Genomic DNA, 26,242 nt, shown 5'->3' on the forward strand with positions numbered 1-26,242 from the left:
AATAAAAATATACTAAGCATGTGAAAAAAATGAATAATAACCCATTTTTCTCATTAACACTATTAACAATCATTATCATTTAGGTTAGTATTCGCAACGATTGAAACCCAATAACAATTTGGCAAACCTTATCGATTAATAATCATGCTTTGCCTTTGATCATTTTTCTAAAATATAATGGAATTCTAAATGAAAACTAATAACTTACGGTTAAATAAAGTTGCTGTGGCCTGTGCGGCAGTATTATCAGTAAACTGCTCTTCTGTTCTAGCTTCTGAAGAAACTGAAAAAAAAATAGAAGTAATCAACGTTGTTGGTCACAAGCTGACCGAACTTAGTGAAGAAAATAATGGTGGTGCTTTAGGTAATAGATCCCTACTTGACACGCCATTCTCTGTTGATGTTATTTCACTACAAGATATGGAGATTCGTCAGGTAAATACTTTAGACAGTTTATTCAGTCGTGAAGCTTCCGTTTCTGTAGATGGCAGCGCCTATAGTGCCTTTGGTAATACAGTGCGCGTACGTGGTTTAAATTTAGATTACACGCAAAGCTTTAAAGTTAATGGTATGTCTATTAACAGTTTTAGTGGTGAATTGCCATACGAAGCTTTTGAGCAAGTAACCTTAATAAAAGGTGCGACTGGTTTTATGTACGGTATGGCTGCACCCGGAGGCATAATTAATTATGTCACTAAAAAAGCAACTGATGATGCTATTAGCGTTAATGTAGGAATGCGTAGTGATAGTGTTTTCAGTGGACATCTTGATGCTAGTACTCGCATAGGTGATAACGACGATTACGGCTTACGTGTTAATTTGGTTAAAGAAAAAGGTGATACTTATTTAGATGGTGGCTCGATAGATCGTGAAACAGTATCATTAGCGTTTGATGCTCAACTAACCGACTCTTTATATTGGACAGTAGATATTATATCTAATGACCGATTAGTTGAAAACTCATGGACTCAATTTAGTAATGGTTTAGACAGCGATGACTCTTTACCTAAACCAGTCAATGGCACACATAATCTTGCTGCCGAAGGTACCTTTGACCGTTACGAAAATTTAATAGCGCTAACAAGTTTAAAATGGGAAATCAATGACAACTGGCATGCTAGCATTGATTATGATCATTCTAAAAATGAAACTCGTTGGGTTAAAAACTTAGACAGCATATTAAATAGCGATGGCGATATCAGTATTAGCTTATATGAGCAATATTTTGATGTTGAATATGATCAATTCCAAGGGTTACTTACGGGTAAAATCAATACCGGTAATATTAGTCATAACCTAGTTATTGGAGCGTCTCATCAAAAAGCAATAACATACCGAAATGACGGCGGTATTTACGGTCGTTTAGTAACTCGAGGTTATGCTGTTGACAATTTATATAACCCTGTTGAGGTTAAAACCTACAGCGCTGATTTAGAAAAAGATATACAAATGGCTTGGTCCGATACACAAACGTCTATGTTCATCAGTGACTTTATATCGATAACAAAACAGTGGGAAGTGCTGGTTGGTATTAGATCAAACAAAATTGAACATAGAGCCAGTGACTATTTTTCTTCACATGATGATTTAAATGATTCAGCCGTTAGCCCAACAGCGGCATTAATCTACAAACCCAGTGAAAATACTTCTTACTACATGAGCTATGTAGAATCTTTTGAAGGTAAAACAGGTGTTGTTAGTGAAGATTATGCCAATGCTGACGAATTACTTCCACCGCTAGAGAGCTCTCAGTATGAGCTTGGTCTTAAAACTGCTGGAGATGGCTGGTCTATTACCTCTGCTCTATTTCGTATTGAACGCGGTGCGACTCTTGTTACCAATGACAATTATTTAATTCAAGACGGAATAAGTCTTTACCAAGGATTAGAATTTAGTGGTGCATTAGAGTTCTCTGAGAATTTATCACTGTATGGTGATTTTATGCTATTGAGTGCTGAATATGACAAAACAAGTGATCCAATTGAAGGTAACAATGTTGCAGGTGCACCTAAACAACAGTTCACCCTACAAACTAATTACAATGTTGCTGCTATTCCAGGGCTAACAGTAAACTTAGGTGGAAAATACCATGGTGTAACCACGGTAGATTCAAACAATACTTGGGAATTGCCTTCCTATACTATTTTTTATGGTGGTGCGAGTTACAGTACAAAGTTAGCTGAAAAAGACCTTACCGTTATCGCGACGATAGATAATTTATTTGATAAAGAATATTGGGCAAATAGTGATTCATATGGTGGTTTACGCATTGGTGAACCCAGAACCTTTGCTGTGAAAGTAAAAATGGATTTCTAACACTATTTATTTAACAAATAAATAACTATGTCGTTTTATACAATATAGATACCCATACTATTTCTGTTTTGGGTATCTATATTTAACATTGAGAGTTTTTAATATGTGGCAATTATTGGCACTACTATTTATTTTTTTTGGCGTATTTATTGTATATTCCACTAATAAAAATCAAAATTTATTTCGCAAACCATTAACAAAAAAATGGCGAACACTGGGTTACTTATGTTGGCTATTATCACTAGTTTCTTGCCTTCAAACACAGGTGCTTGCTGCTGCACTATTCACTTGGCTTTTTGTACTTTTAACCACTTTAGCTTGTATCCCTTTCCTTAGTTTAATGATTACACCAAACAAAAATAACGGCTCTAATAAAGGAGCATCATCATGAGTAGGTTAACCTCAGAACAAAAGATTCAACCCCATTGGTGGGTTAAAACATTTGCCGGAACAATTTTTGGTTTAACATTAGCTTACGCTTTTGTTGCTATTTTTGCTTGGTTTGGTCCTGGAGGCTTGGATGCCCCTGCAAAAGGTCAATTCAATATGTGGGTGCTTTCTCCCATTGCATTGTTTGTATTGTCATTTACCTATTTATTTAAAACAGCGTTAAAAGCTGTTGTATATCTATTATCTGCGAACATTATCGTTTACAGCGTATTTTTTCTTTTAAGGTGGTTATCATGAGAGTTCGTGGCGATATACTTAGAACCTACCAATCTGTACATACATGGACAGGCATTGTTGCTGGCTTAGTTTTATTTATCGGCTTTTATGCTGGCTCCCTTACTATGTTTGAGGAAGAAATTACTCAATGGGCAACGCCTCCAAGTCATCACCTTCCACAGGTCACTATAGATAAAATAGATAATTTAATCACTAAAGCCCTAGACACCTCAGAAAACGCGCAACAAGGTTTTAAAATAAATTTCAATGACGCAAGCTCCCCGATGACTTGGTATGAAAAAAAAGGAGGACGAGGTTTATATTTAGATAATGTTATGGTGCATGCCACCCTATCAGCTCAAGGAGATTTAATTACTCGAACGGAGCCTACCAATGAACTAGGTGATTTAATTGACATGTTACACCGTACGGCAGGTATTGCAGGAAAAGTTGGACACGAAAACCTAGGTGTTTTAGTGCTTGGTGTTGCTTCTATACTTTACTTTTTAGCCTTAGTTTCAGGTGTTATTTTTCTACTACCTACGTTAGTAAAAACTTTTTTTTCTGTTAGAAAAAATAAAGGCGCAAACCGATTTTGGTTAGACAGCCATAACCTAGTTGGCGTTGTGAGTCTTCCTTTTCATTTAATAATTGCTTGGTCTGTTGTGGTATTTGCTTTTCACGACGTATTATATGATGGTTTAGACTTAGTATATGGTAAACAACCCATATTTGAACAAGCGAAAAGTGCGCCAGTAAACTACTCTGCGAGCCAACTACCACCTATTTCAACATATATAGATAAGGTCAATGAGCTAACTGAGGGTTATAGTATCAAATACATTGAGTTTTCGCGCTTATCAACTCAACGCCCTTCTGTTGCAATAAGTGTGATGAATACAGCTGAAATGATGCGTAATAACACTGGCGACTTTATTTACATGAACCCTTACACTCTTGCTCCTGCATTTAGCAGTATTTCAATGAGCGAAGACGATTATTACGTTTCTTATGTCGCGAGCTTCTTTTCTTTACACTTTGGTGGATTTGGCGGTGAATTAGGCCGTTGGTTGTACTTTGTGATGGGCTTACTCGGTGCTTTTTTATTTTACAGCGGTAACTTGCTTTGGTTAGAAAAACGAAGACAAAAGAAACCGATTCATAGTAAATCTAACCGTTTTATGGCTAATCTAACTATTGGTGTATGTTTAGGCTCGATATTAGCGGTCGTTGTTACTTTATTAGCAAGTAAGTGGTTATATTTGATTAACGCAAAAATTAACAATAGTTATGTAACTTGTTACTACCTAGTATTTTTTGCTGTTTTAATTTATAGCTTTGTTTTTGGCGCCGCAAAAAGTGCTATTCATATGCAAAAAATCATTGCTTTAACTTGTTTATGTATTCCTATTACAACACTTGTTGCTATAACAACACCAATCTTTAGCCAGTGGAATTTAAATGCGTATAGCAATAGTGCTATTGATATATCCGCTTTAATTTTTGCCGCTATATTTTATTATGGAGCACTAAAAACTAAAAAACGCGCATATTTTGGAGAGCGTAATAGTATTTGGGCGTTATAACAATTTATTAAACGTATATTAATAAGCCATTATTGCCTTCTACCTAAAGTATAATTAACAAAAGTAGAAGGCTGATCTTATTATGTTGGGCCTAATTAATAATGAGGAATATAAATATTAAAAGCAGTGATTAATAGAATAACGTAATATTTACTACATCTAAATAAATCAAATGAGAATGGTTATCAAATGACATTGACATAGTACAATGTTTTCTTTAATCTTGCCCCCCTATTTGTATTAAAAACCTATTAAAGAGACTGACATCATATTGTCAGAATTATGTTATGCCTCAAATAACCAAGATTAGAAAAAAAATCCTGTTGACCTTTACTAGCCTATGTCTTATTTCATCTTCTCTTGTACACGCGAATGAAGAAGTCAATGTGTATTCTTATCGCCAAGCATTTTTAGTTAAGCCTCTGTTCGACAAGTTCACTGAAAATACCGGCATCAAAGTAAATGTTATTTTTGCTAAAACAGGCATGGCAGAACGTCTAGAGCGTGAAGGTAAACATAGCCCTGCAGATGTATTATTAACTACAGATATTAGTCGACTTATTGAATTACAGGACCGTAACTTACTACAAGCAAATGACGCTGAAGTATTACTTGATGTTATTCCTAGTCAATACAGAGCAAAAGACAATACTTGGTTTGCATTAACAACGCGTGTACGAAATATTTATTCTGCCAAACGTTTAGGCACATTAGATATTAATTATGAAGACTTAGCTGATAGTAAGTATAAAGGTAGAATTTGTACACGAAGTGGTAAACACGCTTATAACATCGCACTAGTCTCTTCTATGATTGCTGAACATGGTAGCGCAGAGACACTTGTTTGGTTAGAAAAATTCAAAGCAAATTTAGCACGTAAACCTCAAGGCAATGATCGAGGACAAGTACAAGCTATTCATCAAAACTTATGTGATATTTCACTAGGAAATAGCTATTACTTCGGTAGAATGCTATCAGACGAAAAACAAAAAGTATGGGCTGAAGCGGTAAACATTAACTTTCCTAATCAAAGTAACCGTGGTGCTCATGTGAATATATCTGGCATGGGAATGGCAAAGTTCTCTCCTAATACTGGCAATGCTAAACAATTAATGGCATTTTTAATATCAAAAGAAGCACAACAACTTTATGCAGAAACAAATGTAGAATATCCAGTAAGAGCTGATGTAATGCCTTCTGAGTTAGTTGCTTCATGGGGTAAGTTTAAAGCCGATGACTTACCATTAGAAACTATTGCGAAATATAGAAAAGAAGCCCTTAAATTAATTGATCAAGCTAAATTTGATTTATAAGATGATATAATTACTCCTTGATTGCCCCGTTAAAAAATAATCTCTGGCGAACTGTCTGTTGGTTAATAGCATTACTACTCGTAATACCTATCGTAGTAATGTTGTTAGCGAGTCTCAGTTCGTCGAGTGACTTATTCTCTCATCTTTGGCAAACGGTTTTGCCAGATTATATTACTAATACGCTAATACTTGGTGTACTGGTCGTTTGCCTTACCTTAATTTTTGGTACCTTTAGTGCGGCCTTTATTGTTCACACCAATATAGTAGGTAAACGGTTTCTACGATGGCTGCTTTTATTACCCATGGCAATGCCAGGGTATTTAGTTGCTTATCTTTATACTGATGTTTTTGATTATGCAGGGCCAGTTCAACGCGCATTACGCTATTGGTTTAATTGGCAATCGCCAAATGACTACTGGTTTTTTGATATACGCACTTTACCCGGCGCCGCCGTTATTCTGGCATTAGTATTGTTTCCTTATGTTTATATGTTGGCACGAACTGCATTTGAACAACAAGATCAAAACTTATTAAGAGCCGGACGTCTATTAGGTTTATCATCAAAACAAAGCTTTTTAAAAGTTGCCCTACCTTTGGCGCGTCCTGCTATTGCAGTCGCTGCAAGTTTAGTTCTGATGGAAACATTAGCCGATTTTGCTACGGTAAATTATTTTGCGGTTAATACACTTACAACAGCGATATACGATACTTGGTTAGGTTATGGCGACTTAGCCGCTGCAAACGCGTTAGCAAGTATCTTAATGTTGTTAATATTTTTTGTGGTTGTAGCAGAGCAACGTGCAAGAGCTGGACAAGGGCATCAGTCAAACAGGCCCAATAAAAATATAGAAGTAATAAAATTATCTTTTATACAACAATGTTTCATTGGTGCTTTTTGTTGGATATTAGTATTCGCAGGCTTCCTTGCACCTTTCATTTTATTGATTATTATGGCATTTGAATACAGTGACCTAAATCAACTAATAGCACTATTACCGCCAAGCATTAACAGCATTGAGGTATCTTTTTATGCTGCAACTATTGCAACTTTTTTAGCTCTATTATTCGGTTTGTATCGTAGACTTAGCCAAGATAAATGGCGTATGCTTCCATTAAGTTTGGCAGGTTTCGGTTATGCTATTCCTGGTACAGTCTTGGCGATGGTATTACTCGCGACTTTCGGCCCATTAGATCACATGCTTAATGAAGTCGCTGATTATTTAAGATTAGACTCTCCAGGATTATTATTATCAGGTACTATTTTTGCTGTCGTTTTTGCTTTTGTAGTTCGTTTTGCCGCTATTGCTAATGGCACAATATCCAGTGGTATTGAACAAATACCGAGATCTGTCGACTTAGCCCCAGCAAGTTTAGGTGCCGGCTTAGGTAAAATGCTAATAAAAATACATATTCCTATCCTAAAGCCTTCTATTTTAGTGGCTTGGTTATTGGTATTTGTTGAGTCGATGAAAGAGTTGCCAGCCGTACTATTATTAAGGCCTTTTAACTTTGAAACCCTGAGTATTCAAATTTATCAATTAATCTCTGATGAAATGCTAGAGCAAGGTGCATTGGGCGCTATTTTGATTGTTCTTCTGGGATTACTACCTATTGTTTGGCTTAATAAAGAAAGGAAATAACATAAATGAACAACATTGAATTATTAAGCATCAAACAGCTTTCGGTGAAATTACAAAAAAAAATCATTTTATCAGATACTAATTTGACCTTAAATTTTGGTGAAATACTTGGTCTAGTAGGTCCTAGCGGTTGTGGTAAAACAACATTACTTAATACCATTGCGGGCTTTAATGAGCTGAGTACTGGTGAATTAAAAATAAACAATAGTACGCAAACTGCGATGAATATACTGACTATTAGTCCCTCTAAAAACATACCACCAGAACATCGTAATATTGGTATGATTTTTCAAGACTATGCATTATTTCCTCACTTATCGGTTAAGAAAAACATCTATTTTGGTATTGATAAATTACCTAAAAGTGAACAAGAAACACGCACGGCTGATCTACTACATTTACTTAAGTTAACCGGTTTAGAATCAAGATATCCTCATCAGCTATCTGGCGGCCAGCAGCAAAGGGTTGCTATTGCACGAGCATTGGCCCTTCAGCCTAAATTATTATTATTAGACGAACCTTTTTCAAATATTGATGCCCGTTTGCGTAATGAATTAATGTTAGAAATGCGCCAGCTTTTAAAGCAACTAAAAATGAGTGCTATTTTTGTTACACATAACAAAGATGAAGTTTTTACTTTTGCAGATAAAATAGCGGTTATGCACCAAGGAAGAATTTTACAAACAGGCAGCCCTGCTTCAGTTTGCCAATCGCCGAGTAGTTGGCAAGTTGCTGACTTTTTACAATTAGGTAGTTGGATACCCGTAAAGGCCAAAGGTAATGAATACCAAACAGCCATCGGCAGTTTTTCATCAACCAATTCAGCAATTGTAGACACGAATAATGAAGCCAATAATAAGAATTCACAAACCTTACAATTCTTGTTAAAACCGCAAGCTATTGAGTATTGTGAGGATGAAAAGGTTAATGTAACAGTAGATAATATTGCCGTTACTGAACAAGGATTTCGTTATTTACTCAGTAGCATTGAAAGAGATTCATCATTAGCTTTTAAACAACTTAGTTTTTATAGTGAGATGTTACTCGCTCTAGGTCAAAAAATAGCGATAAAAATTAAACCGCATCCATACCAAATATATCAATAAAGTAAAAAATTAGTCTGGCCTAAATAATATTATTTACCATCGCTATATTAGCAAGATCAGCTGAGGTATTCGCATTCAGTTTACTTTTAATTTGTGTATTGTAATTGCAAATAGTTTTATAACTTAAACAAAGCTCGCTAGCGACATTATGAGCATTTAACCCTTTTGAAAGTAAGCGAAACACATCAAATTCACGTGGCGATAAAAGCTTAAGTTTATGCTTTGGTTTTTTAGCTTCGGTTAAGCATATATCATTTACTTCCGGCATTAAGCCTTGTTCAATATAACGTTTACCGCTAGCAATAACAGCAACCGCCTGCGCTAATACTTCAGCAGCACTATTCTTACTAACATAACCACGTGCACCTGCTTCTAATGCACGTTCAATATAAACTTTTTCATCATGAATACTATAAACTAAAATAAGTACATTAGGGTAATGCTTGCAAAGGCGACGAATAGCTTCTAAACCACCAATACCCGGCATTGACAAGTCCATCACAACAACATCAGGTTGGAAACGTTCATACTCCTTCACGGCCAGTTCACCGCGTTCAATGTCTACAATATCACCAATATAGGGTTGAGAGTCGAGCAACATTCTAAACCCTGCCCTAACAACCATATGGTCATCAACTAATAGAACTTTAATTTTTTTTGTTTCCATTACTTTTCCTCCCAGTAAGGTAATTCCACAACAACATTAACACCGGTATTTAATACAGATTCAAATGTAAATGTTCCGCCTAAATTTTCAGCTCGCTCGCGCATTCCCAACAAACCAAAGCCAGGAGTATTAAGCTGTTTTCCTTGACCATTATCAGATACAGTAATCATGACTTTATCACCGCGTTTAACGACTAAAATAACCACTTTAGTTGCATTTGCATGTCGAACAACATTGGTTAAGCACTCCTGAACAATTCGATAGACATGAATAGTAATATCGTGACTTAAATTCTCTAAAGCTTGGTCGTAATCTAAATCGAACTGAACCTCACTACTTCGTCTTTGCCATTCTCTAACCAGCTCAGATAAGGTGGCTCCTAAGCCAAGCTCTGACAAACTTAATGGGTGTAATGTTCTCATCATAGAACGAACGACCACAGATAGATGGTTACAAATATCAACAATTGAACTAGTTACTACCTTTACATTTGTCTTAGGTTGTTGACATGTAATCGCCATTGCCTTGATTGCTGTTAACGATTGCCCCATTTCATCATGTAACTCTCGAGACAGATTTTGTCTTTCAGCTTCTTGAATTTGCATACTGTGGCGCGCCAAAGCTTGGTTCTTCTCTTGAGCCGTTTTAAGGGCTGATGACATACCATTAATTTCTAACGCTATTGCATCAAATTCACTAATTTTAAAGTGAGGTAGTACATGATCAAAGTGCCCTTTTTCAACTTGTTTAAGTCCAGTTAAAATAGCTTTAACGGAATCCAACATTGCATTAAACACTAGGTTCACTGTCAAAAACATAATAAAAAGCATTAACACAATAGAGCAAAAAAAAGACTTTGTTTCTTGCCAAGCTTCATTTATTTCATCCATTGGATTCGCGGTAATAACAATCGCTTTGATAGATCCATCCGCAATTTTAATATCATAATGATGTATAAAAAAGTCGACCATAACTGACTTTACAAACCAATGAGGTGTCGATTTTTTCTCATCCTTTAAATCATCATTTAGCTTAGTAGCATGGGTATTTTTAACTTGATTTACACTCTTTTTGACAGAAATATTTAAATGCCTTACTGGTTGCATTGTGGCAATCTTGTCTAGCCATGCGTCTTTCTCTTCACTAGTGGAAGAGCTTTGATTAAGGCCAAATTCAATCATTTGTACGGCTAAGTTAATTGAAGAATTCACTTCTCGCTCTACTGAGCTTCTTGCCTGCCATACAGCAATAATTGCACTGAAAATTAAAATCAACAGTACTGATGCAATTATTCTCATATTGATCAGAGCACGTATACTCATTTGTAGAATTCCAATAATGAGGTGAATAAGATAAAAAATGCACGAGCTAATTGAACTATAAGTGCTAAAAATATCAAAAATTTAAGAGACAACACCCCTAAAATTTTTTTCCTTATGTTTGTTTTATATAATCAATCATACGCATCATATTTAATATAGGCACTGTACGTTCGAATTATATTTCTCATACTTTTGCACTACACTCGAAATGACAATATCAGTGATGAGAATATAATCGGTGAGATGATTAATTGGGTAATTGGGTATTAAAATAATAACAAGGAGATATAAACAGGATATACCAATTATTAAGATGAAGGAGTCGCAATTAAAGAAAGCAATAATTGATAGTTTACTGCTTTAGATGGTGCTAAGGGGCTTTTGGAATGATTTATTACCAAGTAAAATCGGAGCTCCTACTTGGTAATAATAAATGACGAGGAAAAGTTAATACTAGTAGAGTGCAAAAAGATTAGTTAAATAATTCTCCATGTAGTTTCTCAACAACATTATTCGCATCTCGCTCATTCACTAAGAAGCATAAGTTATTGGCACTTGCCCCATGACAAATTAAACGAACGCTGATGTCATTAATCGTTTGAAAAATACGTTGCCCTATGCCTTTTGCACAATCTAAGCCATTGCCAATAACAGCAACTAATGACAGACCATGTTCAACGGTTACTTCACAAAGCTGCTCTAATTCTTCTACGACTGTTGATGTTATTAACGCTTGTGTAGAGCCACTTGGGTTATCAAAAGTGAGGGCGACACTAATCTCACTGGTAGTAATTAAGTCTACACTCAGCTCATGTTTAGCTAAAATACCAAATACTTGTGCTAAAAAACCACTCGCGTGTAACATAGCCGGGCTTTTAACTGTGACTAAGGTTTGCTCTCGTCTTAAGGCGATTGACCGGTAAGTAGGATTAGAGGCGACCGATTTTTTGATTTGTGTTCCACCTTTTTCAGGCTCTTTACTTGAACCAACAAAAACAGGGATGTTCTGACGCATTGCTGGGATCAAAGTAGCTGGATGTAATATTTTGGCACCAAAAGTTGCCATTTCAGCTGCTTCACCAAAACTAATTTCTTTTATAGCACGCGCCTGATCGGTTATACGAGGATCGGTGGTAAAAATGCCAACAACATCAGTCCATACTGATAAATTATTCGCATGAAGTGCTTCAGCCAATAAAGCCGCACTATAATCAGAGCCACCACGACCTAAGGTTGTTGTTTCACCTAAACCATCTTGACCAATAAAGCCTTGTGTTACTAATACTTGTTGAGTCAATTTAGGCGCTAAAAGCTCTGTACATGCTAAACTTAATTGCTCTATATCTACCACTGCTTTGCCGTATAAGCTATTAGTTTTCATAACTTGCTGTACATTAAAATAAGCACCGTTAACATCAATAGACTGTAAAACTTGCGCAAAGATACGTGAACTTAACTGCTCACCAAATGACAGAATGGCATCACCTTGCTTAACACTATGCTGTTGCGATTGTTTTAACGCATGCGTTGCTAACTCTTTAAGTAACCCTTTTATTTCAGTATTTAAAGCTTGCTCAACATCTTTTGCCAAATGTTGAGTAATATTTAACTGAATAGCTTGAATTTTATCAATAATATCTGCTTGTTCATCAAGGGATAAATTTGCTTGGCTTAAGCGTACTAAATAGTTGGTAACGCCTGCACTAGCAGATACAACCACTAAGCGATTACTACAGTCATTTTTAATAATCTGAGCGCAACGCAACATAGCGGGAAAGTCAGCAACACTTGTACCGCCAAATTTAGCAACGGTAAGGGATAAATTTTCTTTTGGTGAACTTGGGTGTACCATGGGTAATCTTCCTAAATACAATAATTTACATTAGTAAATAATACTCACTAATTAAAACAGGAAGAGCATGACTGAACAGTTCGACAGGCTAGCCTATTTAACAATATAGGCATAGAGCATAGTAACTTTTTCAGCCAGAAGCTCTCCACCTTAGTCTATACAGACACTAAAATCAGGTGACAGTCCTAAGGATTCAGCCTTAGTGACCGAACGTAAACAGCCACGGTGTTTATGTTCTCGGCGATAATCTCCTTCAATAACGTATGTTGGAATGTGGTTCCTAATACTTTTCAGTATAACGTTATCTATCTAGTTATCGCTCCTCTTCTGGTGTTGTATATATCACTTAAATTAAAAGTGTATAAACAACCCGTCTATTAGACATGAATTCAGTAGTAATTGCAATAGACTTTTAGATGGCTATAAAGAGAGTTAATTTGGAATAATAATTTTTATATTTAATAGTCAATACTAATAAAGCCTATTTCTATTTAACTAAAGATGACTAAACAGTGACTAAAACTTAAGAAACAACTAAGCACATAAAGCAAAATAGTAGAAAAATACAATGCAATTTTTTTGTGCGCATAACTTTCCCCAATTTTACAGTTACATTTGTTATAGTTTAGCTACAAACATGTATTACTAGCTTATGTAGAGCCTAATGGATTTATTTTTACTAAAAAAAGTTATTTCGGCTGCAATTATGCCGATTAATTTAGTGTTAATTTTATTAACCTTATCACTTTTGTATTGTCGAAAACGCCCAAAAAGAAGCGTTAAGTACTTAATCTCAGCAGTATTATTATTAACTATATCCTCTATGCCAGTGGTTTCTGATAAGTTAATGGTAAATATTGAAAATAAATATGAAAGCTTTACTCATTCTAGTAAACCTGTTGACTACATTATAGTGCTAGGAGGTTGGCACGTTGCTAATGATGCCTTACCCGTAACTAGCCAACTTAATACAAACTCATTAGAAAGATTAGTTGAAGTATTAAGGATCTATCAATTACATCCAGAAGCAACGATTATCACGTCAGGTTATTATATTAAGGATCAGTTATCTCATGCTCAAACAATGAAGCAATCTTTAGTTCTTTTAGGTGTACCTGCCAATAAAATCATGACAGAAAATTTCCCTAAAGATACTGAAGAAGAAGCGCAATTAATTGGTCCTAGAGTACAAGGACATAATGTTGTATTAGTAACCAATGCAAGTCATATGCTAAGAGCAATAAAATACTTTCAAGCACAAGGAGTAGAGCCAATACCTGCACCAACAGGCTTTATGGTTAAAAATATAAATGGTCCTAAAGGTTGGGGGTATTACGTTCCTAAAAGTAAATCTCTGCAGATAACAACCGCTGCCTGGTACGAAAGTTTAGGTCTTTTTGTGCAGTGGTTAAAAAGCCTACTTTAAAATCAAATAATAGTATTAACTGTAAACCTAAAAAAACCAGTATCATCTTAGATAATACTGGTTTTAATGCTTTTACTTTGTTTATATTTACTTAGTTACGTTAGCTCACATAGGCTTAGTTACATATTTTCAATAATACAATCACCAAATTGAGAACAAGTAACCAAGGTTGCATCATCCATTAGGCGTTCAAAATCATACGTTACTGTTTTTGCACCAATAGCGCCAGACATACCTTTTAGTAGTAAATCGGCTGCTTCAACCCACCCCATATGGCGTAGCATCATTTCAGCAGATAGAATTACCGAACCTGGGTTAACTTTATTTTTCCCCGCATATTTAGGCGCAGTACCGTGAGTTGCTTCAAAAATGGCAACTTCATCATTTAAGTTAGCACCTGGTGCAATACCAATACCACCAACTTGTGCCGCTAAGGCATCAGACAAATAATCACCATTTAAATTCAGTGTTGCAATAACACTGTACTCAGCAGGACGTAACAATACTTGCTGTAACATTGCATCTGCAATTACATCTTTTATAATGATTTCTTTGCCTGTTTTAGGATGCTTAATACGACACCAAGGACCACCATCTATTAATTCTGCTCCAAACTCTTCACACGCTAATTCATAACCCCAATCTTTAAATGCACCCTCAGTAAATTTCATAATATTACCTTTATGTACTAACGTTACTGAGTCTCTATTATGATCGATAGCATATTGGATCGCTTGACGAACTAAACGTTGAGTGCCTTCTTTAGAAACAGGTTTAATACCGATACCACAATTTTCAGTAAAACGAATTTTGGTGACCCCCATTTCTTCAGTTAAGAAGTTAATCATCTTCTTAGCACTATCACTACCTGCTTGATATTCAATACCGGCATAAATATCTTCTGTATTTTCACGGAAAATTACCATATCTACTTCAAATGGCTTTTTCACCGGACTTGGTACGCCGGTAAACCATTGCACTGGACGCTGACATACATATAAATCGAGTATTTGACGTAACGCTACATTTAAAGAACGCATACCGCCGCCCACAGGGGTAGTTAATGGCCCTTTAATACCAACTTTATATTCTTTAAACATTTCTAATGTTTCATCTGGTAGCCAAGTTTCAGAATCATATACTTGCGTTGCTTTCTCACCGGCATATACTTCCATCCAAGCAATTTTCTTCTTGGTGCCATAAGCTTTTTCGACAGCAGCATCAACGACTTTAATCATAGGTGGCGTAACATCAATACCAATACCATCCCCCTCAATAAAAGGAATGATTGGGTTATTTGGCACGACTAATTTACCGTTAGATACCGTGATTTTATCGCCTGAACTGGGAATTGTGATTTTACTTGTCATAAAGCGCTCTCCTAATTGGAAGAATGAACATTAAAAATGTTTAAAATATTTATATCATGGTAGCGACAAAAGCTAAACATCATGAAAATTAAGTTTTTAAAATATCATTTTGTTACTTGAGCTTAATTGAGATTTAATTAAAATTAACTTAGCTTTCAACAATTATGATTTAAACTTTCATTGTATCTAAAGTAAAGCAAAAAGCGCCTTTACACTATAACCTCACCGTCAATACCTACTATTTATTTGCTGAATATTATTTTTATAATGAATATTTAACATTACAAAGCTCTAAATATTTGTTCGGTTGTAGTTTTAGCATCACCAAAAAGCATTTGCGTGTTATCTTTAAAAAACAAAGGATTTTGAACACCGGCATAACCTGTATTCATTGAGCGCTTGAAGACGATGACTTCTTTTGCATGCCAAACTTCAAGTACAGGCATGCCTGCAATTGGACTGTTAGGATCATCATTAGCCGCAGGGTTTACAGTATCATTAGCGCCAATAACCAATACCACATCAGTATTAGGAAAATCATCGTTGATTTCATCCATGCCTAACACTATATCGTAGGGTACTTTTGCTTCCGCGAGTAATACATTCATGTGCCCAGGTAACCGACCCGCAACAGGATGAATAGCAAAACGTACATCAATCCCTTTACTTATTAATTGTTGAGTCAGTTCATATACCGGGTATTGTGCTTGAGCAACAGCCATACCGTAGCCTGGTGCTATGACTACAGACTTAGCACTTCGTAACAAGTCAGCAACCGCTTCTACTTGTATTTCGCGGTGTTCTCCATAATCTTTATCTTCATCAATCACTACCGTTGTACCAAAACCGCCAGCGATAACACTGATAAATGATCGGTTCATCGCTTTACACATGATATAAGATAAAATAGCACCTGATGATCCAACTAATGCGCCAGTGATAATCAACAAATCATTACTTAACATAAAACCTGCTGCGGCGGCTGCCCAACCTGAATATGAATTCAGCATTGATACCACAACCGGCATATCGGCTCCTCCAATAGAAGCAACAAGGTGCCAACCAAACGCTAGAGCAATAACGGTCATTAAAAACAGTGGGAAATTTGATCCTCCATTTTGCACAAAGATAATCATTAAAACAAAGGAAACAACGCCAGCAGCAAGGTTCATTTTATGACGATGTGGTAACGCCAAAGCACTAGAGCTAATAGAGCCACTTAACTTACCAAAAGCTACAATAGATCCAGTAAAAGTAACAGCGCCAATAAAGATACCTAAGAAAATTTCAGTTAGATAAATATTCATGGCCGTTTGTTGGCTGGCGGTTATGATAACGTGATGACCAGCCTCAAAGTAACTATTAAAACCAACCAATACTGCAGCTAAGCCAACGAAGCTATGTAATATAGCGACAAGCTCAGGCATTTGTGTCATTTCAACTTTATTGGCTAACTTCAACCCTATGCCTGCACCAATGATCATGGCAAGCACGATAAGCCAAATGCTAGTCACTGCGGGGTTAAAAATTGTCGCCATCAACGCAATGCCCATACCAATCATGCCGTATAAGTTACCTTGCTTGGCGGTTTCTTGTTTACTTAATCCAGCTAAACTAAACACAAAAAGTAATGCTGCAACAACATAAGCTGCACTGATAAAACCATTGGACGCAATTTGTGTGGATTCCATACAGTTCTCCTACTTACTAAACATTTTTAACATACGACTAGTCACTTTAAAGCCACCCACTATATTTATTGTGGCGACCAAAATAGCTAGCGCTGCGAGTATTTGAACTAAAATATTTTCAGAGCTGATTTGTAATAACGCCCCCACAATAATGATGCCTGAAATTGCATTAGTGACACTCATTAAAGGAGTATGCAAAGAATGACTAACATTCCACACCACGTAGTAACCAATAACACAAGCCAAGACAAAAACAGTAAAATGAGTGACAAAATCAGCAGGTGCTACATTAGCTATCCAACCAAACAATGCCATACCTGCCGTTATAAAGGCATATTTTTTTGTCGATGATACCGGTGCTTCAACTACGTCAACAGCAGGCATTACCTTTTCTTTTTTAGTCGATGACGGTGAAGCGCTCACTTGAATAGGTGGTGGCGGAAAAGTAATTTCATCCTTATTCACAACCGTCATATTACGGATAACTACATCATCAAAGTCGATAGTTAAAGTACCGTCTTTTTCTTTACAGAGTAGCTTAGCTAAATTTAATAAATTATTTGAATATAGTTGAGATGCTTGATTTGGTAATCTTGACACTAAATCAGTATAACCAATCACTTTAACATCATGTGCGTTAACTACTTTACCCGCAACAGTACATTCACAATTACCACCGCCAGCCGCAGCTAGATCTACAATTACACTTCCAGCTTTCATTGATTGCACCATTTTATCTGTAATCAGTTTTGGCGCAGGTTTGCCTGGAATCATGGCAGTAGTAATAATAATATCAACGTCTTTGGCTTGTTCAGCAAATAAAGCCATTTCTGCATCAATAAATGCTTTACTCATTTCTTTAGCGTAACCATCCCCTGGGCCTTTTGATAATGATTCTTCAGGTTCGTTATAATTCATCTCAAGAAATTCAGCCCCCATACTTTCAATTTGCTCTTTTACTTCTGGTCGTGTATCAAACGCCCTGACAATGGCGCCTAAACTACTGGCAGTACCAATAGCGGCAAGACCTGCAACACCAGCACCTATAATCATTATTTTCGCAGGTGGCATTTTACCTGCAGCAGTGATTTGCCCAGTGAAGAAACGTCCAAAATGATGCGAGGCTTCAATAACAGCACGATAACCAGCAATATTTGCCATTGAGCTCAATGCATCCATTGATTGTGAACGGGTCATACGAGGTACCATCTCCATCGCTAGTGTGGTGATGGATTTTTCTTGTAGCGCAGCTAATAAATCAGAATTTTGGGCTGGTGCAATAAAGCTGATAAGTGTAGTCCCTTCATTCATTAGTGCCACTTCATCTAAAGTAGGAGGGTTTACCTTAAAGATTATGTCACTTTGCCAACAAACCTTTTTAGTCACTATTTCTGCCTCAGATTTGCTATACTCTTCATCAGTAAAACTTGCTTTAGTGCCAGCACTTTTTTGTACTCGCACAGTAAAGCCTAACTTGATTAAAGCACTAACAGAGCTAGGAGACCCTGCAACACGGTTTTCTCCCTTTAATGACTCTTTGGGAATGCTAATGATCATAAAACACCTTTGAAAATTAATAAAAAGGACTAAGTGCTTAATGTTTTACCACTTATAGTGTTATTTTTAAACACCTGTGCTCAGTTATTTTTTAACTACTTGATAATTCTTTAGTAACTTATAGAATTAATATGACAATAACGCATAACTCTTTTTCTATTTATAGGCCTATTCCGATTGTTTAAAAATTTTCTGTTCTTTTCATTTATTGTCAGTGTTACTTTTTTTCCAGGTCAAACATGGTCGGCAAGTCATATAAAGTTAGGCATGTCGAATGCATTAACAGGACCAGCTTCTTATATTGGTAAAGGGGTTAGTAGAGGCGCAACTGTTTATTTTGAACAACTGAATAATGCTGGTGGAATTAATGGTCAACGGGTTGAATTAATCAGCTTAGATGATGCTTACGAACCCAAGAACACTATTAAAAACATTAAAAACTTCATTATCCAAGAAGAAGTTTTAGCCTTACTCAATTTTATGGGAACACCTAGCTCTCATGCTATTTTGCCAATTTTAAAACAATCTAATATCCCCTTTTTAATGCCACTGACCGGAGCAGACTTCCTTCGTACTCCTGTCATTAATAATATTTTCAATCTACGGGCTAGCTATTTACAAGAAGCTCAAGCGCAAATTGAGTTTTTAATTGAAGCGAAAAAGGTAAATAAGATAGCATTAGTTATTCAAGCTGATGAGTTTGGCTTAGCAGCTCAAAGAAGTTACGAACAAATTTTCAAAAAATATAATATAGTGCCTGTTATAACAGAGCGATATAAACGTAATACGAATGATATTGAACGTGTTCTTGATAATTTAGCAACAATGCCATTAGATACAGTTATTTTTGTTGGTACTTATCAGCCGCTAAGTTATTTAATCAACTTAGGTTATGAACAGGGAATCAGAGCTTATTTTAGCACCCTATCATTTGTATCAAGTTCATATCTTTTTGCAAGACTTGAGCATCCAAGTAAAGTAATAGTAAGTGAAGTTATACCTTCTCCCTATCAATGTCAGTGGCGCATTTGTAAAAAATTTATTCGTGATATGAAACAAGCTGGATATGTTGATTTTAATAAATTTCAGTTAGAAGGATATCTTAATGCTCATGTTTTTAATCTTGTTGCCAAACGGTGTGGAATAAAATTAACAAGAGCATGCTTACTAGAAGAGTTTAATTCCTTTAAGTATAAACAAGATGGGCTAAATATTTCATTTTCACCCAATAATCATCAAGGGCTAAATCAAGTTTACTTATCTTTTAGTGATTCTTTAAAAATAGAGAATTAATGCGAAAATAAGCTGATTATCGCTCTTTACTGACTGACCAAGTTTCAAACAATGCCGCGCTAATCACCAACATCCCACCAATAACAGTCATGATATTAACTCTTTCATTAAGTAATAAAAATGCTAAAACGCTTCCATATAGTGGTTGTAAGCATGAAATAAGGCCTGCTGTTGTTGCGGATAAATGACGTAAAGATGAGGCAAACAAGGCATGAGGCATAGCTGTAAAAATGGCGCCTGCCAATAAAACGAGTAACCAATCATTAGTGCTCACCTCGAGTGGAGGAACATCAACAAATAACCCTAACATTAAAAAAGCAACTAAAGTCTGATATAACATGGTATGTGGGCCAGAGTAGTGACTAAAGTAATTTTTATGAAGGACATTTCGCAATGCAAAGAAGAAAGCTGAAATAACACCAATTATAATTCCTACTGTTACTTGGTTTCCTAAATTTATCTCAGGAATTAATAAAAAAATTCCAATTAAAACAATAACAGCAATAACAATATCTTTAACTTTAGGCCTACTTTTAGTCTTGCTTAACAGCGGCTCTAAAAATACAGTGATAACGGGATAAGTAAAAAAAGCAATCACCCCAACAGTGACACCAGCCATTTGCATACTAGCAAAATAGGTAACCCAATGAATGCCTACGACAGCGCCAAGTAATATAGCAACGCCATAGTCTTTTGGGTTGGCGAGAGCAATTTTCTTTTTTTGAATTGTAAGTAAAATAAATAATACAATTGCCGCAACACCAGTACGATATACGGTAATATCTAACGCCGGTAAACCAATAAGTTTAGAAAATAGCGCTGTCCCGCCAAAAAGTAGAACTGCACTATGAAGAAACCAAAGGCTTTGTTGTTTAGCTGTCATAGGTTAACGTCAATTTTATAGTTAATAAGTACGTTGATTAATCAAGATCGTGAAGAGGCCAGATAACGATGTAATCTTCAAAATCTTCAAGCGCAACATCATCATCTTTGACTATTTTTCCACGAACTGACATACCTGCTTTGTGCATTGCCGATTTTTTCCCTTTGTGAAGCAGCGGATGCCAAGATGGCATACCTCGCCCTTCTTGCAAACGACGATAAGTACAACTTGGCGGCATAAAGAAGACGTCTGCTAAATTATCTTGTGTTAACTGCACACAATCAGGAACTAACGTGGTTCTTTTATCGTATTGACTACATTGACAAGTTTTTTCATTTAACAAATAACAAGCAATATTAGAATAAACGACCTGCTCGCCTTCCTCTATATGATCAGTAGGTTGTAGTTCACTGTGATCATCAGTCTCTTCATCATCAATAAATTTGTTAAGGCAACATTTAGCACAGCCGTCACATAACGACTCCCACTCACTACGTGACATTTCAGCTAATGATTTACTTTGCCAAAATGGTGCATCTTTTTGGAGAACGGTCATAATTAATAATATTCTTATTGAATTGGTGGGTATTTAATTTGATCAGATAAATGACCAACAGAACTAACAAAATAATAAGACAAATTCCAATGCATTAAACTTTTATAATTATCATATGCTAAATATGCACGTCCGTTTATTCCATCAGGAAAAACAAGCGCAGCAGTAATATCTACATTTGGAAGACTCGTGCCATCTGTTCGGCGAATACCTAAAGCTTGCCATTCCGCTAACTTTTTCTCAGTTTTAGCCCAAGCTTTTAACCAATTTTTGCGACTGCCTGTATTTTGAGGTATCGCTAATGATGTATCAAAGTTTTCTGGTAACTTAACCTGGCGTCCCCATGTTAGCTCATTATTCCAACCTTCTTTTTGTAGGTAATTAGCCATTGATGCAAAAATATCAACTTGGTTTTTCCAAATATCTTTTTTACCATCGCCATCGCCATCAACTGCATAACCTAAGAACGATGTTGGCATAAATTGATTTTGTCCCATTGCGCCAGCCCATGAACCTTTCATATCATCTATTTTAATATGTCCTTCTTTTAAAATAGTTAATGCGGCCCATAATTGCTTTTTAAAAAAAGCTTCACGACGCCCTTCATAAGCTAAAGTTGATAATGCAGAAATAACATTATAACCACCGGTAAATTTACCAAAGTTAGTTTCTAGCCCCCAAAGCGCGACAATAAATCGTGGTTGAACAGCATAATCCTGACCTATTTTTGTTAGTATTTCTTCATGCTCTTTAAATAACGCTCTCGCTTTATCAACTTTCCAAGCAGGTATGCGTTTTGGCAAATAAGTATCTAATGTTTCAACTTTTTCAGGTTGTTTCCTGTCAGCAGCTACGGCTCTTTTATGAAATTTAACATTAGTAAAACTTTCATCAATTAAGCTTTGTGAGAAACCTTGTGCTAACGCCTCTTCTTTTAATTCAATAACGTATTCTTTAAAGCCTACTTCGCTCAATGTTTTTGCTTGTAATATTTTACTCGGTATAATTATCAAGCTAACCGCTAATAAAGAAGTAATAATATGATTAAATTTCATTCCCTCCTCCCATATATTCTTTGTGCTGTTTTAGTAAATCTTCTTTTGGTGGCGGTAACTGTAAATAATAGCCCTGCTCTACTAAGCTACTTTTTACTTTAGCTAAGTCAGCAAATGCTAATTTTTCTTTCGTTGCTAAATTAATTAAAGTCACCAATGTAGGAGTACCAAAAGTAAGCATTAATGCTTCAGGCACTGAGGAAAAATCATCGCGTGTTTTAACAAAAAGGTATGTTTGCTCTTTTTTAGCACTTTTATAAATAGCACATAGCATAATGGAGACCTATGATAAGAAATGGATGCATAATATATCACGCACTCGTATTGATATGCGATACAATGACACAATAAATTACATTACTTTTTTTGATAACGTTAGGTACAAACATGAAAGCTCCTTTATACGATGAAATTCTCGGCATTTGTCAACGCATAGCAAACGCCTCTACCGAGAGTAACGATGAACTTAGAGATAATGCCTGTAAAGACTTGCAAAAGTTATGTGCAATTAATCAAGAAACGCCAAAGGATCATCCATTACAGTGGGAAGCATTAGGCGATTTTACTGAAGACGGTGATTTAGCAATGGATATATATGAAATTGCACTAAACACTGCTAACAAACTGAAATTAAACACATTTACAGCTTCTATTTATTTAGCTATGGCACAAAGACAACAAGAATTTGAAGAGTCATCTAAAGCTGTTGAATATGCAAAACAAGCTGAAATTGCGAGTGAAAATATTGATGATGAAGAATTAAAAGAAGAGATAAAAACATTTTTAGCAAGTTTATAAAATAAATTATCGCTAAATTTAGCTGTTATTCAGGTTGATAACAGCTAAAAGATTTATTTTCTTATTCATTAAGGTTTACGTAAATATCAGTATACACCAATGAATACATATCATTTAAACCCCTTTTCAGCAAAATCTTGCAATAACTCGCCAAATAACTCTTTGCGCCAAACGATAAGTATATCAGGGTAAACACCTGTATTTTCGCTATATTTTTTAGCCTCATTTAAATCAAAATACCAAGTTAGAAATTGGTTAATTTGTTTTTTAGACGCTAAGTTTTCAACAGTTAAATCATGTTTATCACCAATAGCCTTAATAAAAGACTTCACCTGCTTAAATATTTGTTTATAACCTGGATATTCATCTAAACGCTGTATTTTTTTCGGGTAACTAGCCTCTTTATCTTTATTTGCTTCCTGTACAATAGCTAACATTGCTTTACCTTTATGGCGAATATCAAGTACTTCAGCGCCATCTAGCTTACTCATTGCAGATAAACTAGCAGGAATATTTGCGGCAACTGCCATCAAGGTATTTTCTTTAACAACATACCCTAAAGGTAAATCGCGTATTTTTGCTTGCTGATAACGCCACTTAGCTAAATGCTGTAAGATATTTAACTGCTTAGCATTTAATCGCCAAGCTAACTTCATTTGGCGATATAATAGATTTTCGTCTACTGGCGTAAATTTTCTCTCAATTAGCAATTGCGTTTCTTGCTGAGCATAATGAAACCTGTCTACCTGCTCAAGTAATGTCACTAATTTAGGATAAATATTAAATAAATGCTCGACATCTGCACTAGCATAATCTAATTGTTTAGCTGACAATGGCCGTCTTGTCCAATCAGTACGAGATTCCGACTTATCAAGCTCAATTCCCGTAAAGTGTTCTACCATCGCGGCATAACCTATTGACAGTCCATGTCCTAGAAAAGACATCATTATTTGGCTATCAAGTAAGTTAACCGGTTTGCAATTAGCACTAGTGAGAAACACTTCTAGATCTTCCGAGCAAGCATGCAGCACTTTAACTATATTTTCATTCGTCAATAATTGCCAAAATGGTGATAAGTCATCAATTGCTATTGGATCAATTAAAGCAAGCGTTTTACCATCATATACCTGTAACAAGCCTAATTTAGGGTAAAAAGTACGAGTACGAACAAACTCAGTATCTATCGCGAGTACACTGGCTTTGCTATATTGCTGACAAAGGGTTTGTAAACTTATAAAATCTTCAATTAATTGATACTGCATAATTTTTACGTTTTTTATCCCTTTATTTCTAAATGTTGCATAATCAACTTAATTTATTAAGTTGATTACTGATACTGGTATTCAATATTTTATCGGTTGCTATTTTCTTCTACGACGTGTCGCTTGTTGATGGCGTTGTTGATGCTTTTTCACTGAACGACGAATTCGGCGACTTTTGGCATTATCCATAGCTTTTTCATCAACTTTTACTTTTGATTGTTTTTCAGGTGTTAATTGTACTAACTTACGAAAGTAATTAACCTCTTGTAATCCTAGCTCTGTCCATCCACCTAAAGGCAATTGACGCTTCATTTCCATGTCACCATAACGAACACGAATTAAGCGACTTACTTGTACTTCTTGGCTTTCCCATAAACGTCTAACTTCACGGTTACGACCTTCAGATAATACTACATGGAACCAATGATTTCTTCCCTCACCACCACGATAGGTAATTTTTTGAAAACGTGCAGGACCATCTTCCAGTTTTACACCGGTACGAAGCGTTTGTAACATAGCTTCATTGATTTCACCAAAAACACGAACAGCGTATTCACGTTCAACTTTTTGTGATGGATGCATCAAACGATTGGCTAATTCACCATCAGTAGTAAAAAGTAACATACCTGAAGTATTAATATCTAAGCGCCCAACAGCAACCCAGCGACCTGATTCTAAAGGAGGTAAGCGATCAAAAACAGTTGCTCTACCTTCAGGATCTTTTCGTGTACACATTTCGCCTTCTGGCTTGTTGTACATTAATACACGACAAATATCGTCGTCTTGCGCTGTTAGTTTAACTTGATGCCCATCAATTCGAATTTGTTCACTTCCATCAACCCTATCACCTAAAAAAGCGGTTTTTCCATCAACACTAACACGCCCTTGACCAATAATAGTCTCCATTTCGCGACGTGATCCTTTGCCAGCTCTCGCCAAGACTTTCTGCAATTTTTCAGAGTCTTTAACCGTCGCTTTTTTAAAATTAACTTTTACTGGTAACTCTTCAGTCTTTTTACCTTTCCCTTGGCCAACTTTACCAGCTGCTTTACTCTGACCTTTTTTAACTGTGGCTTTTGAACCAGTACCACGGCTGCCATATTTATTATTAGCAGGTTTAGAATCGGTAGAAGTACTTTTACCTTTCGGTATTTTTTTGTCTTGAGACATATTTTTTTACTCTGTTACGTCAGTAGCCGTTCCCTAGAAACTTACTTCTGGCTCATTTATACGTTATTAACGTTTAGACTATTAAAGGGGGTTACTCAAATGGTGAAGGATCACCTTCTCCGACACGAATAATTTCAATATCGTCATTTGAAAAATCAATAACTGTTGTTGGGTGTTCACCTAAATGACCACCATTAATAATTAAATCAACTTGATGCTCTAATAAATCCCGAATTTGTTCCGGATCAAACTCAGCCATGGTTTCCCCTGGCATGATCAAACTGGTAGACATTATAGGCTCTGCTAGTTCAGCCAACAAGGCTTGGCAAATATTATTGTCAGGAATGCGAATACCAATGGTTTTCTTTTTTGGGTTAAGTAACCGCTTGGGTACTTCTTTACTCCCTTTGAAAATAAAAGTGTAAGCACCTGGGGTATTACTTTTCAACAATCTATACGCAGTATTATCAATACGCGTATATTCAGACAATTGTGATAAATCCTGACACACCAAGGTAAAATTATGACTTTTACTAATATCTCGAATTTGGCAAATGCGTTCTAACGCTTTTTTATCACCTATATGGCAGCCTAAGGCATAACCAGAGTCGGTTGGATAAACAATAACACCACCATCTTTGATGATTGTTACCGCTTGTTTCATTAAACGCCCTTGAGGGGTCTCTGGATGAACATAAAAAAACTGACTCATG

Annotated in this window: 22 protein-coding genes and 1 riboswitch; of the genes, 9 read left to right on the forward strand and 13 right to left on the reverse strand. The window is 35.9% G+C overall.

Annotated features, from left to right (window positions below; translation table 11 throughout):
* Positions 1-189: 189 nt before the first annotated feature.
* The 6 genes from Q4496_RS12805 to Q4496_RS12830 all read left to right on the forward strand — a co-directional run bounded on the left by Q4496_RS12805 (position 190) and on the right by Q4496_RS12830 (position 8,627).
* A complete protein-coding gene (locus Q4496_RS12805) occupies positions 190-2,316 on the forward strand; it encodes a TonB-dependent siderophore receptor (RefSeq protein WP_303610579.1) in 2,127 nt (708 codons plus the stop codon).
* Positions 2,317-2,703: 387 nt separating this feature from the next.
* Positions 2,704-3,003, forward strand: coding sequence for a hypothetical protein (locus Q4496_RS12810; RefSeq protein ID WP_215972116.1), 300 nt, complete (start codon positions 2,704-2,706; stop codon positions 3,001-3,003).
* A complete protein-coding gene (locus Q4496_RS12815; protein WP_303610580.1) occupies positions 3,000-4,568 on the forward strand; it encodes a PepSY domain-containing protein in 1,569 nt (522 codons plus the stop codon). The genes Q4496_RS12810 and Q4496_RS12815 overlap by 4 nt, the downstream gene beginning before the upstream one ends.
* A gap of 287 nt (positions 4,569-4,855) precedes the next feature.
* Positions 4,856-5,881 carry an extracellular solute-binding protein gene (locus Q4496_RS12820; RefSeq protein WP_303610581.1) on the forward strand — a complete coding sequence of 342 codons (1,026 nt, stop codon included), beginning with the start codon at positions 4,856-4,858 and terminating at the stop codon, positions 5,879-5,881.
* Between the two features lie 158 nt (positions 5,882-6,039).
* The gene (locus tag Q4496_RS12825; RefSeq protein WP_303610582.1) at positions 6,040-7,521 is read left to right on the forward strand and encodes an iron ABC transporter permease; all 1,482 of its coding nucleotides are present in this window, start codon (positions 6,040-6,042) and stop codon (positions 7,519-7,521) included.
* Between the two features lie 5 nt (positions 7,522-7,526).
* Positions 7,527-8,627: an ABC transporter ATP-binding protein gene (locus tag Q4496_RS12830; RefSeq protein ID WP_215972112.1), complete on the forward strand. Its 1,101-nt coding sequence runs from the start codon at positions 7,527-7,529 to the stop codon at positions 8,625-8,627.
* Between the two features lie 19 nt (positions 8,628-8,646).
* Here Q4496_RS12830 and Q4496_RS12835 read toward each other — a convergent pair whose 3' ends face one another.
* From Q4496_RS12835 to lysC, 3 genes are all read right to left on the reverse strand, one after another.
* Positions 8,647-9,294, reverse strand: coding sequence for a response regulator transcription factor (locus Q4496_RS12835; RefSeq protein ID WP_303610583.1), 648 nt, complete (start codon positions 9,292-9,294; stop codon positions 8,647-8,649).
* Entirely contained in the window at positions 9,294-10,616 is a 1,323-nt protein-coding gene (locus tag Q4496_RS12840; protein WP_303610584.1) for a sensor histidine kinase, read from the reverse strand. The genes Q4496_RS12835 and Q4496_RS12840 overlap by 1 nt, the downstream gene beginning before the upstream one ends.
* A gap of 472 nt (positions 10,617-11,088) precedes the next feature.
* Positions 11,089-12,468 (reverse strand): lysine-sensitive aspartokinase 3, encoded by a 1,380-nt coding sequence (gene lysC, locus Q4496_RS12845; protein ID WP_303610585.1) that lies wholly within the window; start codon positions 12,466-12,468, stop codon positions 11,089-11,091.
* Between the two features lie 130 nt (positions 12,469-12,598).
* Positions 12,599-12,803: riboswitch (Lysine riboswitch) on the reverse strand.
* A gap of 329 nt (positions 12,804-13,132) precedes the next feature.
* On the opposite strand from lysC, the gene Q4496_RS12850 reads away from it, so the two are divergent.
* Positions 13,133-13,894 (forward strand): ElyC/SanA/YdcF family protein, encoded by a 762-nt coding sequence (locus tag Q4496_RS12850; protein ID WP_303610586.1) that lies wholly within the window; start codon positions 13,133-13,135, stop codon positions 13,892-13,894.
* 119 nt (positions 13,895-14,013) lie between these two features.
* On the opposite strand, the gene icd is transcribed toward Q4496_RS12850, so the two are convergent.
* From icd to Q4496_RS12865, 3 genes are all read right to left on the reverse strand, one after another.
* Complete coding sequence (gene icd / locus Q4496_RS12855; RefSeq protein ID WP_215972107.1) at positions 14,014-15,264, reverse strand: NADP-dependent isocitrate dehydrogenase; 1,251 nt, start codon at positions 15,262-15,264, stop codon at positions 14,014-14,016.
* Between the two features lie 281 nt (positions 15,265-15,545).
* A complete protein-coding gene (gene pntB / locus Q4496_RS12860) occupies positions 15,546-16,955 on the reverse strand; it encodes a Re/Si-specific NAD(P)(+) transhydrogenase subunit beta (RefSeq protein ID WP_215972106.1) in 1,410 nt (469 codons plus the stop codon).
* Positions 16,956-16,964: 9 nt separating this feature from the next.
* The gene (locus Q4496_RS12865; protein ID WP_303610587.1) at positions 16,965-18,512 is read right to left on the reverse strand and encodes a Re/Si-specific NAD(P)(+) transhydrogenase subunit alpha; all 1,548 of its coding nucleotides are present in this window, start codon (positions 18,510-18,512) and stop codon (positions 16,965-16,967) included.
* 177 nt (positions 18,513-18,689) lie between these two features.
* Between Q4496_RS12865 and Q4496_RS12870 the strand changes: the two genes are divergently transcribed.
* On the forward strand, positions 18,690-19,805 hold the full coding sequence (locus tag Q4496_RS12870) for an ABC transporter substrate-binding protein (RefSeq protein ID WP_303610588.1): 1,116 nt from the start codon (positions 18,690-18,692) through the stop codon (positions 19,803-19,805).
* Positions 19,806-19,821: 16 nt separating this feature from the next.
* Here the strand turns inward: Q4496_RS12870 and Q4496_RS12875 are convergent, their stop codons facing one another.
* The 4 genes from Q4496_RS12875 to Q4496_RS12890 are packed head-to-tail and all read right to left on the reverse strand — an operon-like array spanning position 19,822 to position 22,573.
* Complete coding sequence (locus Q4496_RS12875; RefSeq protein WP_215972103.1) at positions 19,822-20,688, reverse strand: DMT family transporter; 867 nt, start codon at positions 20,686-20,688, stop codon at positions 19,822-19,824.
* A 37-nt stretch (positions 20,689-20,725) separates the two neighbouring features.
* Positions 20,726-21,244: a YcgN family cysteine cluster protein gene (locus tag Q4496_RS12880; protein WP_215972102.1), complete on the reverse strand. Its 519-nt coding sequence runs from the start codon at positions 21,242-21,244 to the stop codon at positions 20,726-20,728.
* A 14-nt stretch (positions 21,245-21,258) separates the two neighbouring features.
* Positions 21,259-22,299 (reverse strand): lytic transglycosylase domain-containing protein, encoded by a 1,041-nt coding sequence (locus Q4496_RS12885; RefSeq protein WP_303610589.1) that lies wholly within the window; start codon positions 22,297-22,299, stop codon positions 21,259-21,261.
* A complete protein-coding gene (locus Q4496_RS12890) occupies positions 22,289-22,573 on the reverse strand; it encodes a YcgL domain-containing protein (RefSeq protein WP_215972100.1) in 285 nt (94 codons plus the stop codon). The genes Q4496_RS12885 and Q4496_RS12890 overlap by 11 nt, the downstream gene beginning before the upstream one ends.
* Positions 22,574-22,686: 113 nt before the next feature.
* Between Q4496_RS12890 and Q4496_RS12895 the strand changes: the two genes are divergently transcribed.
* The gene (locus tag Q4496_RS12895) at positions 22,687-23,097 is read left to right on the forward strand and encodes a hypothetical protein (protein WP_215972099.1); all 411 of its coding nucleotides are present in this window, start codon (positions 22,687-22,689) and stop codon (positions 23,095-23,097) included.
* A gap of 110 nt (positions 23,098-23,207) precedes the next feature.
* Here the strand turns inward: Q4496_RS12895 and rnd are convergent, their stop codons facing one another.
* From rnd to Q4496_RS12910, 3 genes are all read right to left on the reverse strand, one after another.
* Entirely contained in the window at positions 23,208-24,359 is a 1,152-nt protein-coding gene (gene rnd, locus Q4496_RS12900) for a ribonuclease D (RefSeq protein ID WP_215972098.1), read from the reverse strand.
* A gap of 99 nt (positions 24,360-24,458) precedes the next feature.
* Complete coding sequence (gene rluB, locus Q4496_RS12905) at positions 24,459-25,529, reverse strand: 23S rRNA pseudouridine(2605) synthase RluB (protein ID WP_289847520.1); 1,071 nt, start codon at positions 25,527-25,529, stop codon at positions 24,459-24,461.
* Positions 25,530-25,620: 91 nt separating this feature from the next.
* Positions 25,621-26,241 (reverse strand): L-threonylcarbamoyladenylate synthase, encoded by a 621-nt coding sequence (locus Q4496_RS12910; RefSeq protein WP_215972097.1) that lies wholly within the window; start codon positions 26,239-26,241, stop codon positions 25,621-25,623.
* Position 26,242 lies beyond the last annotated feature (1 nt).

Origin of the sequence: Colwellia sp. 5_MG-2023, from assembly GCF_030547795.1 — a bacterium.
Lineage (GTDB): Bacteria > Pseudomonadota > Gammaproteobacteria > Enterobacterales > Alteromonadaceae > Colwellia.

Bases quoted from the DNA above. Each gene is read 5' to 3' on its own strand.
- Q4496_RS12805 (WP_303610579.1), top strand. From the start codon at position 190: ATGAAAACTAATAACTTACGGTTAAATAAAGTTGCTGTGGCCTGTGCG.
- Q4496_RS12810 (WP_215972116.1), top strand. From the start codon at position 2,704: ATGAGTAGGTTAACCTCAGAACAAAAGATTCAACCCCATTGGTGGGTT.
- Q4496_RS12815 (WP_303610580.1), top strand. From the start codon at position 3,000: ATGAGAGTTCGTGGCGATATACTTAGAACCTACCAATCTGTACATACA.
- Q4496_RS12820 (WP_303610581.1), top strand. From the start codon at position 4,856: ATGCCTCAAATAACCAAGATTAGAAAAAAAATCCTGTTGACCTTTACT.
- Q4496_RS12830 (WP_215972112.1), top strand. From the start codon at position 7,527: ATGAACAACATTGAATTATTAAGCATCAAACAGCTTTCGGTGAAATTA.
- Q4496_RS12835 (WP_303610583.1), bottom strand. From the start codon at position 9,294: ATGGAAACAAAAAAAATTAAAGTTCTATTAGTTGATGACCATATGGTT.
- Q4496_RS12840 (WP_303610584.1), bottom strand. From the start codon at position 10,616: ATGAGTATACGTGCTCTGATCAATATGAGAATAATTGCATCAGTACTG.
- lysC (WP_303610585.1), bottom strand. From the start codon at position 12,468: ATGGTACACCCAAGTTCACCAAAAGAAAATTTATCCCTTACCGTTGCT.
- Q4496_RS12850 (WP_303610586.1), top strand. From the start codon at position 13,133: ATGGATTTATTTTTACTAAAAAAAGTTATTTCGGCTGCAATTATGCCG.
- icd (WP_215972107.1), bottom strand. From the start codon at position 15,264: ATGACAAGTAAAATCACAATTCCCAGTTCAGGCGATAAAATCACGGTA.
- pntB (WP_215972106.1), bottom strand. From the start codon at position 16,955: ATGGAATCCACACAAATTGCGTCCAATGGTTTTATCAGTGCAGCTTAT.
- Q4496_RS12865 (WP_303610587.1), bottom strand. From the start codon at position 18,512: ATGATCATTAGCATTCCCAAAGAGTCATTAAAGGGAGAAAACCGTGTT.
- Q4496_RS12875 (WP_215972103.1), bottom strand. From the start codon at position 20,688: ATGACAGCTAAACAACAAAGCCTTTGGTTTCTTCATAGTGCAGTTCTA.
- Q4496_RS12880 (WP_215972102.1), bottom strand. From the start codon at position 21,244: ATGACCGTTCTCCAAAAAGATGCACCATTTTGGCAAAGTAAATCATTA.
- Q4496_RS12885 (WP_303610589.1), bottom strand. From the start codon at position 22,299: ATGAAATTTAATCATATTATTACTTCTTTATTAGCGGTTAGCTTGATA.
- Q4496_RS12890 (WP_215972100.1), bottom strand. From the start codon at position 22,573: ATGCTATGTGCTATTTATAAAAGTGCTAAAAAAGAGCAAACATACCTT.
- Q4496_RS12895 (WP_215972099.1), top strand. From the start codon at position 22,687: ATGAAAGCTCCTTTATACGATGAAATTCTCGGCATTTGTCAACGCATA.
- rnd (WP_215972098.1), bottom strand. From the start codon at position 24,359: ATGCAGTATCAATTAATTGAAGATTTTATAAGTTTACAAACCCTTTGT.
- rluB (WP_289847520.1), bottom strand. From the start codon at position 25,529: ATGTCTCAAGACAAAAAAATACCGAAAGGTAAAAGTACTTCTACCGAT.
- Q4496_RS12910 (WP_215972097.1), bottom strand. From the start codon at position 26,241: ATGAGTCAGTTTTTTTATGTTCATCCAGAGACCCCTCAAGGGCGTTTA.